This is a genomic window from Helicobacter sp. 13S00482-2 (assembly GCF_002272795.1).
Taxonomy (GTDB): Bacteria; Campylobacterota; Campylobacteria; order Campylobacterales; family Helicobacteraceae; genus Helicobacter_J.
The window spans coordinates 32,938-51,001 of record NZ_MLAT01000001.1 but is presented as its reverse complement, the minus strand read 5'-3'; the positions used below and the strand labels follow the sequence as shown (position 1 = coordinate 51,001).

Sequence of the window (18,064 nt, the reverse complement as noted above, 5' to 3'; positions counted from 1 at the left end):
AAAACGAAAGGTCTCTATGCTCTATTTTTTAGGGTTCATTTATATATTTTTCTACACTATTCCAAATATCATTTTAAATTACTTGCAGTCAAAACACATAAGACTCAGTTTAAAAAAAGATCCTGTTATCTTATCTCCTGATGATTATGTAGATGCAGCTAATTATTCTTTGGCTAAGCTCAAGCTCTCAAATATTTCAAGCATCGTTGATGCTGTAATGTTTATATTATGGGTTTATGTCGGTTTGAGTTGGCTTCAAGATCTCTCTAGAGATTGGGGAGAGAACCAAAATATTATTTCTTTAGCTTATGTGATGGTGTTTTTGTTAATTGGGTTTATAGTTTCTCTACCCCTAGGGTACTATACCCAGATGGTGCTAGATAAAAGGTATGGGTTTAATAAAAGTTCTTTTAGCTTGTATTTAAAAGATTTGCTCAAGAGTCTTGTGATGCTCATAGTTATTGGCGGAATTGTTGTATTTCTTATCATAGAAATTATCCAGAATTTTTATTATTGGTGGCTATATGGTTTCTTTTTGATTTTTGGAATTGCAATCTTGGCAAATGTTCTTTATCCAACGCTTATAGCCCCTATTTTTAATAAATTTACCCCATTAAATGATGAGGCTTTGAGTAAAAAAATAGAGTCAATGATGATGAAAGTTGGGTTTAAAAGTAGTGGTATTTTTGTAATGGATGCTAGTAAAAGAGATGGGCGTTTGAATGCTTATTTTGGAGGATTGGGTAGATCTAAACGTGTGGTATTGTTTGATACATTGCTTCAAAAAGTGAGTCAAGAAGGTCTTCTTGCTATTTTAGGACATGAACTAGGCCATTTTAAGCATAAAGATATCATCAAAAATATCACCATTATGGGCATACTCCTGTTCGTGTTATTTTTTGTTGCTGGAAGTATTCCTGATTCTGTGTTTGAGGGATTAGGTGTTTTTCCAAGCTCAGGACTCACTATTGTATTTTTGTTGCTTATTTCTCCTGTGGTATCTTTTTGGGCAATGCCTATCATTGGATATTTTAGCAGGAAGGCTGAGTATCGTGCAGATGAATATGGATCCAATCTTACAAATAAAAGATGTCTTGCTGAAGCGTTGATAAGGCTAGTGAATGAAAATAAATCTTTCCCTTGTTCTCATCCTGCTTACATATTTTTTTATTATACTCATCCTCCATTACTAGAGCGTCTTAGAGCTTTAGATTATCATATGGAGAAATGAATTGAATGTTCTTGAGGCTCTTTCATATGCTAGAAGAGAATTTCTGAATAAGGGTTGTGATCAAAATATTCGTGCTGGACTTGAATCAGAGCTCCTTTTGAGTTTTGCTATGGATTGCACTAGGGAATGGCTCCATACTTGGGGAGATAGAGAGATTGAAGCCTGTGAGCTTGATATATTTAAAGAATGTATTTCTAGAAGGAACTCAGGTGAACCGATTGAGTATATCACTCAGAGTGCTGGTTTTTATGGGTATAACTTTTATGTAGATAATAGGGTTTTGATTCCTAGACCTGAAACAGAAATTCTTATAGAAAAAATTAAACCTTTAATTATAGAACATCACATTAAGAATATTGCAGAAATTGGTATAGGAAGCGGTGTCATCTCGGTTATTCTAGGCCTCCTTTATTTAGATATAAATATCACTGCGACTGATATTTCCATGTTGGCTATTGAAGTTGCACAAACCAATATTGATTTTTTTAGTACCCGTTCAAATAGACTTCAAGAGAGGATAGAACTTGTTCGCACAAATCTACTTGATGGAGTTGAAGGAAGTTTTGAAATTTTAGTTTCAAATCCTCCTTATATCGCTCAGGATTATCCGCTTGAAAAAAATGTTCTTTATGAACCAAAAACCGCTTTATTTGGCGGGGTCATAGGAGATGAATTATTAAAATCTATTATAAAACTTGCTTATGAGAAAAAAGTAAGATTTCTAGCGTGTGAGATAGGCTATGATCAGAGAGGATCTCTAGATTTATTCCTCAAAGAACATGGGTATAAGGCTACTTTTTATAAGGACTTCAGTGGTCTTGATAGAGGCTTTATAGCTGAATTGAAATCTTAAATATCATTAATATCTGTTTGCTTTGGTTGCTTACGGGCTATAAAGATCTTTTTGTGAATGTATTCATCTAGTATTTCAATAGGTGTTTTTTTTATATTAAAAATTAGCCAAAGTAATAATATGAGCAACAGATATCCAACACCTGCAAAAAAATAGATGGCTATAGTGATAATGCCTAGATTGTTTAATATTTCACTGTTTGGAATAAGTAGAAATATCGCCGCAATAAATATCCCTAATATTAAAACGAATTTAATCATTTCTGATCTCTTTTTCTGAAATAAATTTTTAAATTCTATCAAAAAAATTCTAATATAATGCAACTAAATTATAAAATTAGTAATTATTGAAGAGGTTATGCTAAATTTTAATATAAATGATTAAAATTTTCAATCTAATCTGCAATAAAAGATTGGGGGCTATTAAGCCATTTATTTGCGATTAATTCCAAAGAAGAGGGAGAAGATGAGGCATAGAGCTTTAATTTTGTTTCTCCTAAAATAGCATTCATACAGATCTGATGGTGTCTGTATAGATAATCAGTGATGGCTTCTCCAGAATGGATAAGAATACTTTGGTGGTTAAAGTATTCATCAATAGATGAGGTAATCAATGGGAAGTGCGTACAGCCCAAGATGATAGCTTCAGGAGGTATTGAGATATGAGAAAAATAATATTTCATTGTTGCTTTTAGTACTTTAGTATCTTTAATATCCTCTTCAATAATAGGAACAAAGAGCCCAGTAGCAAGTCCTTGAACAGATGTGTAGCCATTTACTCTAAGCTTGTCTTGATATTGCAAAGAGGCAATGGTGGCCTTAGTGCCAATAACCAAAATAGATGCATCTTTATGGGTTATTTTATTTTTCAGTGCCCAAACTCCAGGTTCTATGACACCAACTACGGGCACAGGACTTGATTTTTGCATCTCCTCTAAAGCATATGCACTTACAGTATTGCAGGCAACAATAAGAATATCTATTTGATGAGAAGCAAAAAATTCAAGAGCTTGAAGAGAAAATTTAATAATTGTTTCTTTATCTTTTACCCCATAAGGAACTCTAGCAGTATCTCCATAATAGATGATTTCATCAAACATTTTGGCTTCTAGTATGCTTTTAAGAACGGTTAATCCGCCCACACCACTATCAAATATACCTGCTTTCAATTAATATTACTCTTTTTCATTCATCATATTGAGGAATTCTTCATTGTCTTTAGTTTTTTGCATTTTTGAATAGATAAAGGTTAGAGCTTCAATATCATCCATTTGTTGCATTACATTTCGTAACATCCAAATTTTTGTTAGCTTATCTTTGCCCAAGAGAAGCTCATCTTTTCGGGTTCCTGATTTAAGAATATCAAATGCAGGATAGATTCTTCTATCAGCGATATTCCTAGCTAGTACAATTTCGCTATTTCCCGTTCCTTTGAATTCTTCAAAAATAACTTCATCCATTCTTGATCCAGTTTCTATGAGTGCTGTTGCGATGATTGTCAAGCTCCCACCTTGCTCAATATTTCTAGCCGCTCCAAAAAATCTTTTGGGCTTGTGCAAAGCATTGGCATCTACGCCCCCACTTAAAACTTTTCCACTAGAAGGAGTAACAGCATTATAAGCTCTAGCTAAACGAGTGATAGAATCAAGTAAAATAACTACATCTTTACCCATTTCAATCCTGCGTTTTGCTCTTTCTAATGCAAGTTCTGCAACTCGAATGTGATTGGTTGAAGGCAAATCAAAAGTTGAGCTAAACACTTGTCCTTTGACGCTTCTTTGCATATCTGTGACCTCTTCTGGACGCTCATCAACTAGCAAAACAATCAGCTCTATTTCAGGATGATTATAGGTGATGCCATGTGCAAGTTCTTTCATCAGTTCTGTTTTTCCTGTTCGTGGAGGGGCAACAATAAGGGCTCTTTGTCCCTTTCCAATAGGACTAAAAAGATCAAGCATTCTGCCAGTAACTTTTGTGGGTTCGTATTCTAATTTGATTTGTTCTGTTGGGAAAAGAGGAGTGAGGTTGTCAAATAGAGGACGATTTTTTATCTCTTCCAAAGACAGATAATTGATCGCTTCTATTTTTAATAAAGCATAGTATCTTTCTTGATCTTTTGGAGATCGAACCTGACCAGTTACAATATCTCCATTTCTAAGGGCAAAACGTCTGATTTGAGATTGACTCACATAAGTGTCATTCTGACTGTCTGTAAAATTTTCATCGATGCCTCTTAAAAACCCATAGCCTTCGTTGGTTGTCTCTAAAATCCCTGTAAAGAGTATGTACCCGCCTTGTCTGACTTGAGTTTTCAATATTTCAAACATCAGATCTTGACGTTTATACTCTTGAGGATTTTCTATTTCAAGTTTATTGGCTATGTCAATAAGTTTTTCCATAGGCTTGGTTCGAAGTTCTTCTATTCTATAACCATCTACGGGTGTATGAGTTCTATTTTTTGAGGCATTGGAATTTTGTTCTGTGGTCATTTATATCCTTGAAAGTTTCCCTCAATCAAATGCATAGCAATTAGATCTTGGATATTTTTTGAAGTTGTGTGATGCAAGGTTTGTATTTTATACAAACCTTGCATATAAAGTCAATATTTTTAGCGATTAGCTCTCTTTTATGGTGACATCAGGGTGGATTTTATAGACCTTGTTCTTGATCTTAATAAGAAGTCCCACTTCAATAAGTTGCTTGAATGTTTTTACAATGGTTGGTTTTGAAACATTCAAGTGGGAAATGATATCTTCATAAGACCCATAATAAACATGATCTTTGTCACAATTCTCAAGTAAGAATTTAATGATTTCTATTTTTTTACCACCAATAAATGCAGAAATAGCATTGATAAGAAGGTTTTTAGATTCGAGCTCAAGTGCTTGAAGTTTTGGCAATATTGCCTTCTGTAAAGTTGTCAAAAGCTCATCTACATCTAGAGGCTTTAAAATATAACCATCCACTTTCAAACTGATAGCATCCAACAAGTATGGAACTTCAGTGTGTGCAGTTGTGATAATCACGGGGCAATGAGGATTGGTTTTTCCCTTTCTAATAGCCTTGATGAGCTCAATTCCGTTAAGTTTTGGCATAAGGATGTCAGTTAAAATCATATCAATATTGTGGGTATCGAAAATATTCAGAGCTTCCTGACCATTTCTAGCGAGTATCAATCTACCCACATAGTCCTCAAGCACGATTGATGTGATGCGTTGGGTATCTTCATCGTCCTCTACGTAAAGAACGGTGAGATTCTTGAGATTGCTATATTTGTCCATGTTTATCCTTTTGTTGATTTTGTTTTACGGGTAATTTTATCAAAAAAATAGCCCCATAATAACTTTTTCCAGAAAATTTACTTATCCAATTTGAATTGGAGACTGAAATTGTGCCGTACATTTGTTTTTCTATTATCTCTTTAGTCATATAGAGTCCAATTCCAGTTCCAACTGATTTATGTTTGGTTGTGAAATAAGGATCGAAAATTTTATCAATAAAATCGTTTTTTATTCCTTGTGCATTATCTTTTACTTCAATATAAACATATTCAGATTCTACTTTTATTGAGAATTCACATTCCCGATTTTCTATGTTTCGTTCTGTCATTGCATCATAAGAGTTTTTTATTAGATTTGCAAAAACTTGAGCGAGTACATTTTCATATCCATAAAATAAAATATCTTCATTCATATCAATATGGACAGAAATATTTTTTTGCTCCAGAGTAGGATTGAGTATTTTAATCGTGTCCTCTATCGTTTCTTTGATAGAATATTCACTTTTATTTCTGTTTGGACGGAAAAAATTTCTAAAATTTTCTATTGTTGCTGACATATTTTTGGCGATTCGTATTCCATCTTCTGTTTGGGACTCAATGAATTTTTTATCAAGCTTACCATTGTAGAATTTTACCTTAAAGCTTTGTATAAGTATTATCATTGAATTTAAGGGCTGTCTCCATTGGTGAGCTATATTTTGTATCATCTCTCCCATAGACGCAAGACGAGCTTGTTGGTACATAATCTGATCTTTTTTTCGCGATTCTTCAACTTCTCTTTCAATGGTCTTTTGAAGGTTTTTATTGATTTCTTTGAGTTCTTTTGTTTTTTGATTGACTCTCTCTTGGAGTTTTTCGTTAATGCTTTTGATGTACTTCAGAACTAAATTAGATAAAAATAAGACCATAAAAATGACTACAAACATAAAAATAATCAAAAGCAATAAGGTTATTTTGTAGATAACATTGGTTGAGGAGTTTTTGAGTATAACAATTTTTAAATGCAAGGCAATAACATTTGAAATGAGTTGGTTGATTTGAACGCTTTGGCCTATGAGAATTTTAATATCTGCTTTGTAATTTTTAGATTCTTTGTTATAGAGTTTAGTAAATAGGGCATCGGTGGTCTTGATAATATTATCTACTTTTTGCACTTCTTGTTCTTCTAGATCAGTGTATTGCATAATTTTTAGATAATTTTCTTGCCAAAATATTTTGCCATAAATTTTCTTGAAGTAGTCAAAAAAATTACTAGTAGGTTTGCGATATTCTTTATATTGATTCCATAAAATAAGCATTTGATTTCTATTTGAAGATATATCTGTTTTTTGATTGATGTAGTGCATGATGTCGATGATAAAAAAATCCTGAATATTTTTAAGCTTTTGTATTTCTTTGATAGGACCTGGAAAATTTGCTTCATAATCGTATTTCAATCCGCTTATGGCTAAAAATGAGGTGATACAGATTAGAAAAAATCCAATTGTTATAACCGCTATGAGCATTTTGGTTTGGAGTGCTATGTTTTCTTTGTTGGTTCGTGATTGATGATTAATGCTCAAGTTTTATTCCTCCAATTGCACCAGATAAAGCACTCACCAACATATCATACTGAATAAACCTGATTTGGTTTTCTTCTATTTGAGTTTCAATCGCATCTTGGATATTTTTGAGTTCTTGTGTGCATTCTATTTTTTTTAATTTTTTTTGATTGATTTGCAAATTTAGTTCTTCAACTTGCATCAGTAGGATTTTTTTCTCTTCAAGATATTTTCCCAATTCCAAGCTGATAGTTTCTTTTTCGTCTGCTTTGAGATTGTGGATTTGTTTCTTTTTGTTTTCGTAGGAGGCATCAATTTTTTCAAGAAGTTCATTTTTTTCATCAATTTCTTTTTGTATTTTTAAAATACCTTTTTCTATAAAATTCACCACTTCTCTGATTTTTTGATGATTTTCCTTTAGGGAGTCTATTTTGCATTGGATTTCATTTTTTTGAGTTAGGGTGTTTTCTATTTTTTCTAAACTCCAGCGTTCTCCCTTTGAATCTGTTATGAGAGGAATGATAATCTCTTTGCCGTCTTCATTTTTTATTGTTTGTCCATTATAAAATGCGATAAAATCTCTCGCACCACTAGAACCTTTATAGACCATTTGGAGCACGAAATCAGCAACTTTATCAAAAATAATATTTCTATAAGACCTGATTTTTTCTTCGGCAAAACACGTTTGCAGAATACTTGGTATCTTTCCATCTAAGATTTTTTCTAAATGTGCCCTGAAATCTTGAGTTACAAAAAATAAGAAATTTTTTGAGAAACTTATATTTGATATTCCTTGCAAATGCGTTTTTGCATTCAATACATATTCTATGCTCTCTAAAATCATTTTGTTCACATCATATTTTTTTAAATAAGCATTGATTTTAAGTCTATCTCCATCATCAAGAAGTCGTGCGGAATTCATTTTTTGGATACTCCGAATCTCATTACTTAGTTTTACAAATTTAAAATCAAAAATTTTAAAATATGCTCCAAGTTGAGTGAAAAATAATCCATCCCTTGAGTTCAGATTGAATGTTCTACGAATTGCATTTTTGACAATATCTCTAAAAAGGAGCTCGTTATTAAAATCCACGCACATTCTAGCATATTCTATAATTACATTGAATTCTTCTTGAGAGAGGGTTTGGTTTGTATCTGCGGTTTTAGATCGAAATTTCTTTTTATTTTCTTCTAGCCATCGGCTCAAAAAGGATACACAAAGGTTGTTTTGAGGATCCCTTACCACTGTGGAAACTTCAATATTTTTATTTTTATCAAAGCGTATGAATGTGCTCATTCCATTTTTGCGATAGAAATCAGCAATGGCTTTTCTAACGTGTTCTTTACAGCTCTTTTCATTGCTAGTTAAGGAGTGTTCTTGGAGGATTTTTTTGAGTTCAGAGGAGAGATTTGCTATAATGTTTTGATTGAATTCTATCATATTTTTTGACTGCAAAAAGCCTTGTTCAAGCTTATCGAGTGTAATCGCATACAACAAAGAACAATCCATTGGATCCCTTAATATAAAATTGCCTTGATCTGGTAGTATTATAACAAAAAAGTAAAAGTTTTAATTCTTAACTTTAGTAAGGAGAATATCATAGAAAATACATTTTATGTCATTGTCGTGGGTCTTGGAATTTCTATATTAATGAATCTAATACTTAAAAAAATTGACATTCCTGTCATTATTGGATACATACTCACAGGCGTTATGATAGTGTATCTTTTTGGCATTAAGGGATCAAGCACACTTTCAGATATTGCAGAACTTGGAATCGTGTTTTTGATGTTTATGATAGGGCTTGAATTTAGCTTTGATAGGCTTCGTGCCATGAAGCAAGAAGTGCTTATATTTGGTATCTTGCAAGTCGCACTCACTAGTGTTTTATTTTTTGTATTGAGTTATTTTATTTTTGGACTCTCTTCGGTTCTTTCATTAGTTATTGCGATGGCTCTTTCGCTTTCATCTACGGCTATTGTGTTGAAATTTTTTGAGGAAAATAAGCAGCTCAACACAGTTACAGGAAGAAGCGTGGTGGGCATTTTGATTATGCAAGATATTGCCGTGATACCCATATTGCTAATTTTGGCAATACTGAGCAATGAAGATACAGGCTTAGGAAGTATGCTAGTTAGGACATTTATATCAGGGGTTATTGTCTTAGGGATTCTCTTATTGCCAGGTAGGCATTTTGCTGCAAGGATTTTAAATCTCGCTGCAAATAGCAAACTTCACGAGTTGTTTATGGGGACTGTTTTACTCATTGTCTTTGGAGCAGCCGCCATCAGTCATTATTTTGGGTTCTCAATGTCTTTGGGGGCTTTTATTGGGGGAATGGTTATTTCAAAATCACGTTACAAATATCAGGTGCAAGCAGATTTAGAACACTTTAGAGACATATTTTTAGGCTTATTTTTTGTGACAGTTGGCATGCAGATAGATTTAAGATTTTTATTCAGTGAGTTTTTTGCTATTATGCTTTTGCTTTTTTTTGTTATGGGATTTAAAGTGCTCTTGATTTATTGGGTATTAAAGATTTTTAGGAGTTCTCAAAGTTCTATAAAGACTGCACTTTCTCTCTCTCAGATAGGCGAATTTTCTTTTGCGGTGTTTTTGAATGCAAGCTCTAATAATCTTTTTATTTTTGATCCTAGTGGCTTCATAGGCTATTTACAAAATAGGGGAATCGTAAATATTCTTCCTGGAGACATTCATCAATTTTTAATTTTGATGGTTATTTTTTCTATGATGATCACTCCTTTTATCTTGAAATATCTAAATCCTATTTCGAGTTATTTATTGAAAAAAAATATTAACTATGGACTTAAAAAAGATGAATCAGTTCAGATTCCTATTCCATTGGAAAATCATATTGTGGTTGTTGGTTATGGAACTTATGGAGTTGAGGTAGTTAATATACTAAAGGAGCATAAAGCGAGATATCTTGCAGTGGATTATAATATCAGGCAAGTTGAGATTGGTGAAAAAGCAAAGGATAATGTGATTTTTGGAAATATCACACAGGAGAATTTTTTGGAAAAACTCAAACTAGATTTTGCTAAATGTATTATTATTACCATAGATAATACAAGCATTATCAAAGTGATTTGTGATAGAATTTTAGACCTAGCCCCTAATGCAAATATTATCGCTAAAGTTGATTGCAAAGCAGAGGAAGAAGAGCTAGAAAAACTCAAAGTCAATAGTATTAATAGTAAAACAGAAATTGCTGTCCTGCTTGCTTCTTATGCATTTTCTGATTTTTCAAAACCCTAAAGATATTTTTTTTAAGAAAGAAGGATAAAAATGAGTCGCACTCTTGAACATAAATGGGATTTAAGCTCACTTTTTCAGAGCGTTAGAGAACTTGAAAACTATATTCCTAAACTCAAGAAAAGAGCAAAGGATTATGAAAAAACATATTTTAATCACTTGGTTAGTTTAACACCAGCAGAATTTCAACGTGCTATTATTGAATATGAAGGCATTGTTGAAGGTATCTCAAGAGTAATGACTTATGTATTTTTGATATTTGCAACAGATACAAAAAAAGGTGATTTTTATGCCAAATATGAGCTTTTAGCCAATGACATTGAAGAGAATATTGTATTTTTTGAGCTTGAATTTTGCCAATTAGAAGAACAAAAACAAAAAGATTTTATCAAGGGTGCTCAAAAATACCGTTATTATCTCCAAAACCTTTTAGACAAAAAGATCCACCAGCTCACTCTGCCAGAGGAAAAGGTGCTTTTGAATACTTCTCCAGTAGGGGTTGGGGCTTTCTCAAGATTGTTTGATGAGCATCTTTCTTCTTTGAAGATTTCTTATGAAAATGAGCTTTTAAATGAAGAGGAGATTTTAGCTTTATTGCATCATAGCGATAGAAATGTCAGAAAAAAGGCTCAAAAACGCTTTAGCAAAGAACTTGAAAAATCTAGTTTTTTACTAACATACATATTGAATATGGTACGGAAGGATTTGAGTATTCAAACCAAACTTAGATCGTATGAGAAAAAAGAATCTTTTAGGCATATTGATAATCAAATCACTCAAAAAAGCGTGGATACCATGATAGATACAGTGAATGCAAATTTTTCATTTGTACACCAGTATTACAAGATAAAATCTAAGATCTTGGGCTTTTCTTTGAAAGATTATGATAGATATGCCCCTATTTTAAAAGATAAAGAAAATATCCAAAATTATCAAGAAGCTACGCATTCAGTCCTTAGGGCATTTAAAAGATTTTCTCGAAAATTTTATGAAATTGCTAAAACTGCCTTAGAGAATGGTTGGGTTGATTCTCATCCCAAAGATGGGAAACGTGGTGGAGCTTTCAGTCACGGAAGTGTGCCTACTTCTCATCCTTACGTATTGCTTAATTTTACAGGCAATAGGCGTGATGCATTCACGATAGCCCATGAATTTGGGCATATGATTCATCAAGAACTCAGTAAAAAAATAGGTTGTTTGAATATGGACACCCCCTTAACTACAGCCGAAACAGCTTCAGTGTTTGCCGAGATGCTCTTGTTTGATGATCTTAAGGATAATCTCTCATCTGAAGAATTGTGTAGTATCTATGCAGGGAAATTAGAGGATATTTTTTCCACTCTTTTCAGGCAGGTTGTGATGACAAATTTTGAACGCAAGATTCACGATATAGAAGGAGAGCTCAAGGCTTTAGATTTTGATAGAATTTGGCGTGAAGAAAACCAAAAAATGTTTGATTCAAGCATCAAGTTAACAAAAAATTATGATAGATGGTGGAGTTATATCCCTCATTTTATTCATTCGCCTTTTTATTGTTATTCATATAGTTATGGACAATTGCTTGTTTTGGCATTGTTTGGACTATATAAAAGTCAGAAAAATAAAGATTTTGTGCAGGTATATATAGATTTTTTAAGTCTTGGAGGGAGTGAAAGCCCCAAGGAACTTGTTGCAAGGTTTGGTTTTGACATAGAGGATGAAGAATTTTGGAAGATCGGCATAGAAGAAGTAAAGAAAATGTTAGAAGAGTTTGAGAGGATATCTGATCTATGAGTGTGCTTAGTAAATACAACCAACTAAATAATAGGCATTGTGTTGAGAATATTAAGTTTTTGATTGAGAATGAGATTAATTTTTCTATATTTTGCGAACTTTCTAAAGTGAGTTTTACTCCAGAATTGCCAGAAGAAATTTTTTCAAGATTTGGACCTTTTGTATTATTTGTTTTAGCGGGTTATAGCTTTAATAGTCTCGTGCTAACTCCTTTGAGTGTCGAATTTGAGGCTGGTTTTGGAAAAGACAATATCGGGAGTTTTGTAAATGTAAAAGTAGAAGGAATCATTCAACTCATCGTTAAAGACAAAAAAGACGACAATGTTATATTGTTTTCCCGCAATGAGGTGAGTTCAGTTTTCCCCGAACAAAAAGATGAAAAAGATTCGCTTGAAAGCTCGGCAGCAGCGATTTTTTCTGATCCTCAAAATCAAAAAATCCTCAAAAAGATTCAGAAAAACAAGCCTGAATTAAAATAGGATTTCTTTGTTTTTGTTAGAATTTGCTTAAACATTGTTTTTGTGATAAAATTCATACAGTTACGCTAAAAAAATAAGGAAACAAATGCAATCAATGACCTACAAAGATTCTGGAGTGGATATTGATGAAGGCAATGCTTTTGTGGATAATATTAAACCCTATGTAAAAGCAACGTTTGATAAAAATGTCATTGGAGGAATTGGATCTTTTGCTGGAGCATATGAACTTCCAGGTGGATTTAAAGAACCCGTTATTTTGGCTGCTACTGATGGTGTAGGGACAAAGCTTCGTTTGGCAATTGATTCAGATAGGCTTGAAGGCGTGGGTATTGATTTGGTTGCAATGTGCGTGAATGATTTGATTTGCAATTTTGCTACTCCAATGTTCTTTTTAGATTATTACGCAAGTGCAAAATTAGATAAATCTAGAGCCTTGAGGGTGGTTCAAGGTATTGCCAAAGGTTGCGAAATGGCACAGTGTTCGCTTATTGGAGGGGAAACTGCGGAAATGCCTGGAATGTATCATGGTAGGGATTTTGACTTGGCGGGTTTTGCAGTAGGAATTGCAGAGAAGTTAGATTTAAAAAGACAATCTCAAGTCAAACAAGGGGATGTGCTCTTAGCACTTAGAAGTAGTGGGATACATAGCAACGGGTATTCGCTTATTCGTAAATTTTTGTTTGAAAACCTTAAAATGAAGTTTGAGGATGATTTTTGTGGTAAGCCTTTGATTGAAACCTTGCTCACTCCCACGAGAATCTATGTAGATGATTATAAAAAGATAAAAAATCATATTAGTGCTCTTGCTCATATTACAGGCGGTGGAATAGTTGAAAATTTACCTAGGGTTTTGCCTGAAGGATTGGGGGCACAGATAGATAAAGGACTTATAAAAACATTGCCAATTTTTGATATACTAAAAGCAAATCTTGATGAAGATGAGATTTATAGAGTATTCAACATGGGTGTTGGGATGGTTCTTGTTACACCTAAGAATAATGTCGACTATGTCCTCAAAAATACCGATGCATATCAAATAGGTGAGGTCGTAAAAGACTTTACTGGCGTGAGGTTGATTTGAATAAAAGTAGGAATGGGCTAGAGAATGAATATCAAATCCTTGTTTAAACTATATACAATTCCTGTCTTAGCCTTGTTTTTTGGTTTTGGGTTGTATTATGTTATTTTTGTGGGTACCAATAAGCAAAAAGAAGATTCTGTTCCTGAAGGTTTCAGTACTGCTATTTTATCCCAGCCCGAGATGAATTACAAAGAGGAAGAAAACAGACTTCAGCACTCTTCTGTTCCTAGTGATGCCCACGATGATGGGTTGCTTGATAAAAAATCCATTTCTGATGAAGGGAATCTAGATCAGAGCTCTAAACCTGTTCCATCATATATCCCATCAGATAAGGTTTCTAACGAAATGCAAATTGTTCAAAGTGCAAATCAAGACGTAAGACACTCTGATGTTTATGTTGTTTTGGGCAAGGTTTTGAATATCAGAAAATATCCAGATACCACTTCTGAAGTTGTGGGTAAGTTGAATTATAAACAGAATATAGAAGTGCAATTTATTCAAGATGGTTGGGCAAGACTCAAAAATGGTTGGGTTTATGCGAGGTTATTAGAACCTTTTGAATCTAAAAAATCATCCAAAAAAAATCCTCTTTTGGGTGTTTATGATGTTTCTAAGGTGGTCAATATACGTTCTGCGCCTACTGTATCATCAAAAGTAGTTGGTAAGCTTACTTCAGGAGAATCTGTAGTTGTAAAGGACATCCAAGATGGTTGGGGAAACATAGATCAGGGTTGGGTATTGCTTGATCTATTGACCAAGCAGAGTAATGATGCCAATCAATGAAACAATTCTGTGTTTTTGGAAATCCTATTTTCCATTCTAAATCCCCCCTCATACACAATTCTGTGTTTTATAAATTTGCTAAAGAGATTGGTTTTTCAGGTTTTTATGGACGATATTTATTGCAAGATGGTTCAAATTTGCGGAGAATCTTTTTTGACTTAGGACTTTGTGGAGCCAATATCACAATCCCCTTTAAAGAAAATGCATTCAATCAAAGCGATGAGGTTAGAGGTATCGCTTCAGTTGTAAAATCAGTGAATACTTTGGTGCTAGAAGGTGAAAAACTAATCGGCTATAATACAGATGCTGATGGATTTTATCATACGATCTCTATCAATAATTTTAAATCAGCTCTTTTGATAGGTGCAGGTGGGAGTGCAAAAGCACTTGCATATATTCTTAGAGAAAAAGGCATAGAAGTATTCATAATAAATCGATCCAAAGAACGCTTAGAGCCTTTTTTATCAGATGGCTTTAAGTGTTCTTTGATACAAGATTTTTTACCTATGTCTTTTGATGTTGTTATCAATGCGACGCCTTCAGGATTAAAAGATGAGAGTCTTCCATTAAGTGAAGATAATCTTAGAAAAACTTTGGAATCTTCAAAAATGGCTTATGATTTGATATATGGAATTCAAACTCCATTTTTAAAATTAGCAAAGAGTTTGGGTATTTTTATCAAAGATGGAAAGGATATGCTGATTGAACAGGGAGTTTTGGCATCATATCTTTTTTGTGATCATAAAATTTCTACTCATGAAATTAGAAAGCAAATGAAGTCTGTTTTATAAATGAAAGAATTTTTATTTGGTCTTGCTAATGGGCTTAGGAGTATCCCTAGAAAATACCAGAAAATTTATGATGAGCTTAGGCATAAGTCTTTTGTGGAGCAAAAACAGGGAATTTATCAGCTCAAAGAAGGATTCATTATCGGAAGCGTGGATATTTCTAGGGGAGGCAGAGGTTTTCTGCGAAGCTTTGAATCCATTTATCAAAAAGATTTAGTCATAGATGGGCTATCAAGATCTATTTCTCAAAATGATATTGTTTTGGCCAAAATAACAAGAATAAAAGGCAGGTTGAGGGCAAAGATTGTTATATGCCTGTATACAGAAAATATGGGGATTCTTTGTTATTTAGAGAAAAAAAAAGGTGAAATCATTGCACTTGAACTTAAAAATCCCTATGCTAAGCCAATCAAACTCGCCGTTTCTCAAAAATCTTTGCGTGAGCTTCCAAAACATTGCGTGCTTAGTGTGGAGATGCACTCTAGGCAAATCAAAGAGATTTTAGGTCCTATGGATGATCCACAAATTGATGAAAAAATCTCTTTAGCACTCTATAATCGCGATGTTGATTTTAATAATGAAGCGAGCGTGTTAGCTGAAAGTTTTGGTCAAGAAGTTGATGCTTATATGTATCCTGAACGTAAAGATTTGAGACATTTGCCATTTTGCACAATCGATCCTGATGATGCTAAAGACCACGATGATGCGATTTATTTTGATATTTCTAACCATACTTTATATGTTGCAATCGCTGATGTGAGTGAATATGTAAGCCCTGAATCTACTTTAGATATGGAGGCAAAACGTAGGGGTTTTAGTGTGTATTTTCCGCATAAAAGTTATCCTATGTTGCCTAGAAATTTGAGTGAAAACATATGTTCTTTAAAACAAGGAAAAGATAGACTCGCTTTTATATGGCGTTTGAGGCTTCATAGACGTACTTTTGAAGTGATTGATTCAGAACTTTTTGAAGGTCTTATTAATAACCATCAAAATATTAGTTATGGGAGTGTTGATAGGCTTTTAAATGAAGAAAAAATACCTATGAATAAAGATGTAAAAACAAGCATTCTAGGCTTTTATCCTCTTGCAAAAAAACTTCGTTCAAAAAGACTCAAGAAAGGTTATGAATTTTTCAATGATGAAATTAAAATGGAACTCAATGCTGATGGAATGCTTACTGAGATAAAAATAACCTCACAGACTGATTCGCATATGATAGTTGAAGAAGCTATGTTGTTGGCTAATAAAGAATCAGCTAGATTTTTAAATAAACATTTAGGCGATGATGGGGTCTATCGAGTTCATAATGCACCTGCCCAAGATCGAATAAGTGAATTATTGTTTGATTTGAAGATCTTAGGGTATGATATTCCCTCTTTATCTTATAATCAAGAAAATCTTCACCATATAATCACCACCATTCAAAAACAAGCCACAAAGAAAAATCATCGAAAACAAGTCGATAAAATGATTATCAGATCTCAATCTCAGGCGAGTTATTCCCCATATAATATTGGACATTTTGGATTAGGATTTGAGGAATACACACATTTTACTTCTCCTATTCGTAGATATAGCGATTTACTTTTGCACCGAATCTTAAAACAGATACTCTCAGATGATGGCAATTCAAATAAAAAACTTGCGTATTTGCTCGGTCATATGAAACCTTCTTGTATGCTTTTAAACGATCAAGAAAGACAGGTTTTTAAAATAGAAACAGATTTTAAAGATCGCAAATATGCTCGTTGGGCATTAGATCATATAGGCACGAGTTTAACCTCGATTATCTCTGATGAATCTTATCCTCCCTTGGCAAATGCAATTGAGCTCATCTATGGAGCTAGAATCACTTTGGATGCTTTGCCAGATGATATAGAAAAATTTGATGAAGTTAAAATACGGATTTTAGATGCACATATCCCAAGTGGTAAGATTTTTGCAAAAATCCTTCATAAAACCAAGTAAAAATGAGTAGAAGATGTATAGAAAAGATTTAGATACGTTATTAAAAAAATCATCTCCTAAAGCAACGTTGCTTTATGGTGAGTCAAATTTTTTGATTTCTTATTATTCTGCTAAGATTGCTAAAAAAATCACTGATAAATCTAACAAAACCACTTTTTATTACAGTGATTATGATTTTAGATCAGTAATGGATATATTGGGTCAAAGTTCTTTGTTCTCAGATGAGAGCTTGGTTGTATTAAAACTAGATAAAAAACTTCCCAAAAAAGAAATAGATAGTTTTTTAAATGCAATTTCTATGAATGCAAACAATTCTCTGATTATTGAATTTTATCGTTCAGATTCTAAGACAAGTGCTGAGTATGCACAAGATTTTAGAACTTTTGCTTCAGCTTTTAAGGGCGAAGGTGTGATTGATGTAAGGTTTTTTGACCCGAATTTTTATGATTGCATTGCTTTATTAAGAGAACGTGCAAATGAGTTAAATTTAGATATCGAAGATAGGCTACTTGGAGTAATTTTGAATTTACAAAATAATGATTTGAGTATTGCTTATAACGAATTAGAAAAATTCACGATTTTTGATAAACCTATTACTATCGAAGATATTCACAAACTTTCCTATGGACTTGGGAGTGTTGGTATTGATGAGCTTTATAATGCAATTTTTGATAAAAAAGATGCCTTATCTCTTTTGTGGAAAATCCAAGAAGAGGGGCTTGATGATATTGAAATCTTGCGAGAAATGGAAAGGTATTTTTATCAGTTATTTTTATTTTTTGCTTATATAAAAAGCAATGGCTCTCCAAATGCTAAAGATATACTTGGTTTTGCTCCTCCCCAAGCCATCGTGGATAAACTTGCCTCTAGGGCGATAAGAATAAAAGAAGAAGGATATCAGAAGATTTTTGAGTTATTCAGAAAATGGCGTAATGTGAGTATGAGGGGCCAAAAAAATTTCAGTTTGAATGTTTTAATAAAACTACAAGTATATATAAGGTAAAATTC

The 18,064-nt window shown here is 33.2% G+C and carries 16 protein-coding genes; 10 read left to right on the top strand and 6 right to left on the bottom strand.

What is annotated here, in order from left to right:
* Window positions 1-16: 16 nt before the first annotated feature.
* Together BKH42_RS00230 and BKH42_RS00225 are read left to right on the top strand one after the other, a co-directional pair.
* Window positions 17-1,231 (top strand): M48 family metallopeptidase, encoded by a 1,215-nt coding sequence (locus tag BKH42_RS00230; protein WP_095293600.1) that lies wholly within the window; start codon window positions 17-19, stop codon window positions 1,229-1,231.
* 1 nt (window position 1,232) lies between these two features.
* Window positions 1,233-2,084 (top strand): HemK/PrmC family methyltransferase, encoded by an 852-nt coding sequence (locus BKH42_RS00225; RefSeq protein WP_095293599.1) that lies wholly within the window; start codon window positions 1,233-1,235, stop codon window positions 2,082-2,084.
* Here the strand turns inward: BKH42_RS00225 and BKH42_RS00220 are convergent.
* The 6 genes from BKH42_RS00220 to BKH42_RS00195 form a co-directional block, all read right to left on the bottom strand.
* Window positions 2,081-2,344: a hypothetical protein gene (locus BKH42_RS00220; RefSeq protein ID WP_095293598.1), complete on the bottom strand. Its 264-nt coding sequence runs from the start codon at window positions 2,342-2,344 to the stop codon at window positions 2,081-2,083. The genes BKH42_RS00225 and BKH42_RS00220 overlap by 4 nt on opposite strands.
* A gap of 134 nt (window positions 2,345-2,478) precedes the next feature.
* Window positions 2,479-3,252: a glutamate racemase gene (gene murI, locus BKH42_RS00215; RefSeq protein WP_095293597.1), complete on the bottom strand. Its 774-nt coding sequence runs from the start codon at window positions 3,250-3,252 to the stop codon at window positions 2,479-2,481.
* Between the two features lie 6 nt (window positions 3,253-3,258).
* Window positions 3,259-4,572 carry a transcription termination factor Rho gene (rho, locus tag BKH42_RS00210; RefSeq protein ID WP_095293596.1) on the bottom strand — a complete coding sequence of 438 codons (1,314 nt, stop codon included), beginning with the start codon at window positions 4,570-4,572 and terminating at the stop codon, window positions 3,259-3,261.
* Between the two features lie 126 nt (window positions 4,573-4,698).
* Window positions 4,699-5,364 (bottom strand): response regulator, encoded by a 666-nt coding sequence (locus tag BKH42_RS00205; RefSeq protein WP_095293595.1) that lies wholly within the window; start codon window positions 5,362-5,364, stop codon window positions 4,699-4,701.
* Window positions 5,351-6,925 carry a HAMP domain-containing sensor histidine kinase gene (locus tag BKH42_RS00200; RefSeq protein ID WP_095293594.1) on the bottom strand — a complete coding sequence of 525 codons (1,575 nt, stop codon included), beginning with the start codon at window positions 6,923-6,925 and terminating at the stop codon, window positions 5,351-5,353. Before BKH42_RS00200 ends, BKH42_RS00205 begins: the two co-directional genes overlap by 14 nt.
* A complete protein-coding gene (locus BKH42_RS00195) occupies window positions 6,915-8,414 on the bottom strand; it encodes a hypothetical protein (protein ID WP_095293593.1) in 1,500 nt (499 codons plus the stop codon). The genes BKH42_RS00200 and BKH42_RS00195 overlap by 11 nt, the downstream gene beginning before the upstream one ends.
* Window positions 8,415-8,531: 117 nt before the next feature.
* Between BKH42_RS00195 and BKH42_RS00190 the strand changes: the two genes are divergently transcribed.
* From BKH42_RS00190 to holA, 8 genes are all read left to right on the top strand, one after another.
* Entirely contained in the window at window positions 8,532-10,184 is a 1,653-nt protein-coding gene (locus BKH42_RS00190; protein WP_095293592.1) for a cation:proton antiporter, read from the top strand.
* A 30-nt stretch (window positions 10,185-10,214) separates the two neighbouring features.
* Window positions 10,215-11,954, top strand: a complete 1,740-nt coding sequence (locus BKH42_RS00185) for a M3 family oligoendopeptidase (protein WP_095293591.1) — start codon at window positions 10,215-10,217, stop codon at window positions 11,952-11,954.
* Complete coding sequence (locus BKH42_RS00180; RefSeq protein WP_257874205.1) at window positions 11,951-12,433, top strand: hypothetical protein; 483 nt, start codon at window positions 11,951-11,953, stop codon at window positions 12,431-12,433. Before BKH42_RS00185 ends, BKH42_RS00180 begins: the two co-directional genes overlap by 4 nt.
* Before the next feature lie 85 nt (window positions 12,434-12,518).
* The gene (gene purM / locus BKH42_RS00175; protein ID WP_095293590.1) at window positions 12,519-13,514 is read left to right on the top strand and encodes a phosphoribosylformylglycinamidine cyclo-ligase; all 996 of its coding nucleotides are present in this window, start codon (window positions 12,519-12,521) and stop codon (window positions 13,512-13,514) included.
* A 24-nt stretch (window positions 13,515-13,538) separates the two neighbouring features.
* Window positions 13,539-14,297, top strand: coding sequence for an SH3 domain-containing protein (locus tag BKH42_RS00170; protein WP_095293589.1), 759 nt, complete (start codon window positions 13,539-13,541; stop codon window positions 14,295-14,297).
* The gene (locus BKH42_RS00165; protein ID WP_095293588.1) at window positions 14,294-15,088 is read left to right on the top strand and encodes a shikimate dehydrogenase; all 795 of its coding nucleotides are present in this window, start codon (window positions 14,294-14,296) and stop codon (window positions 15,086-15,088) included. Before BKH42_RS00170 ends, BKH42_RS00165 begins: the two co-directional genes overlap by 4 nt.
* Entirely contained in the window at window positions 15,089-17,056 is a 1,968-nt protein-coding gene (locus BKH42_RS00160; RefSeq protein ID WP_095293587.1) for a ribonuclease R family protein, read from the top strand.
* Window positions 17,057-17,069: 13 nt separating this feature from the next.
* Complete coding sequence (gene holA, locus BKH42_RS00155) at window positions 17,070-18,059, top strand: DNA polymerase III subunit delta (protein WP_095293586.1); 990 nt, start codon at window positions 17,070-17,072, stop codon at window positions 18,057-18,059.
* Window positions 18,060-18,064: the final 5 nt, after the last annotated feature.

What these genes read in the sequence shown, in the direction of transcription:
- BKH42_RS00230 (WP_095293600.1), top strand. Translation starts at nt 17, where the DNA reads ATGCTCTATTTTTTAGGGTTCATTTATATATTTTTCTACACTATTCCA.
- BKH42_RS00220 (WP_095293598.1), bottom strand. Translation starts at nt 2,344, where the DNA reads ATGATTAAATTCGTTTTAATATTAGGGATATTTATTGCGGCGATATTT.
- rho (WP_095293596.1), bottom strand. Translation starts at nt 4,572, where the DNA reads ATGACCACAGAACAAAATTCCAATGCCTCAAAAAATAGAACTCATACA.
- BKH42_RS00205 (WP_095293595.1), bottom strand. Translation starts at nt 5,364, where the DNA reads ATGGACAAATATAGCAATCTCAAGAATCTCACCGTTCTTTACGTAGAG.
- BKH42_RS00195 (WP_095293593.1), bottom strand. Translation starts at nt 8,414, where the DNA reads ATGGATTGTTCTTTGTTGTATGCGATTACACTCGATAAGCTTGAACAA.
- BKH42_RS00185 (WP_095293591.1), top strand. Translation starts at nt 10,215, where the DNA reads ATGAGTCGCACTCTTGAACATAAATGGGATTTAAGCTCACTTTTTCAG.
- BKH42_RS00180 (WP_257874205.1), top strand. Translation starts at nt 11,951, where the DNA reads ATGAGTGTGCTTAGTAAATACAACCAACTAAATAATAGGCATTGTGTT.
- purM (WP_095293590.1), top strand. Translation starts at nt 12,519, where the DNA reads ATGCAATCAATGACCTACAAAGATTCTGGAGTGGATATTGATGAAGGC.
- BKH42_RS00170 (WP_095293589.1), top strand. Translation starts at nt 13,539, where the DNA reads ATGAATATCAAATCCTTGTTTAAACTATATACAATTCCTGTCTTAGCC.
- BKH42_RS00165 (WP_095293588.1), top strand. Translation starts at nt 14,294, where the DNA reads ATGAAACAATTCTGTGTTTTTGGAAATCCTATTTTCCATTCTAAATCC.
- BKH42_RS00160 (WP_095293587.1), top strand. Translation starts at nt 15,089, where the DNA reads ATGAAAGAATTTTTATTTGGTCTTGCTAATGGGCTTAGGAGTATCCCT.
- holA (WP_095293586.1), top strand. Translation starts at nt 17,070, where the DNA reads ATGTATAGAAAAGATTTAGATACGTTATTAAAAAAATCATCTCCTAAA.